This window comes from Paenibacillus glycanilyticus (genome assembly GCF_023715145.1).
GTDB lineage: Bacteria > Bacillota > Bacilli > Paenibacillales > Paenibacillaceae > Pristimantibacillus > Pristimantibacillus glycanilyticus_A.
Window position 1 is genome coordinate 1 of record NZ_JAMBNP010000049.1, and the last position, 456, is coordinate 456.

General features: G+C 41.0%; 1 protein-coding gene. It reads right to left on the bottom strand.

What is annotated here, in order from left to right; translation table 11 throughout:
- Window positions 1-429, bottom strand: a 429-nt coding sequence (locus M3194_RS30890; protein ID WP_251657962.1) for a suppressor of fused domain protein, incomplete at its 3' end; no start/stop codon positions are given.
- Between the last annotated feature and the right edge of the window lie 27 nt (window positions 430-456).

Consider the following 456-nt stretch of genomic DNA (forward strand, 5'->3'; position numbering starts at 1 on the left):
GAACTGGATGCTTGTTAGCTTCTCTTCCCATAGAAACGGTGAAACCAGCATGATGTCCCGTAATGGACTTTCAGGTAAGTAAAAACGAACGACATTGGGATAAATTGTTCCAGGATGACAAGGGAAATTAGTGTTGATCACATTAAAGGCACAGCTTGCAAGGATGTTGGGAAACATATCGAATTCCTTGCTACACGCTCCGATAAGTTCTACACGTAAAGACACATCACCTACTGTCAAATCAATAGAATGGTCCGACAACCGTATGGTTGAATATGAATCCACATCATTCCAAGGTCTATCCGTACAAGATAAAACCTCAACAGAACTTTCTTTGTTATCGTCGTAGTATCGAATTACTTTTGGTGTTCCACCGAATACCTTTGCAATCGTTTTAGCGATGGATTTATGCTGTTCCGTCGGACGCACTTCAATATCTCTCCTAGCTCTTTAAGT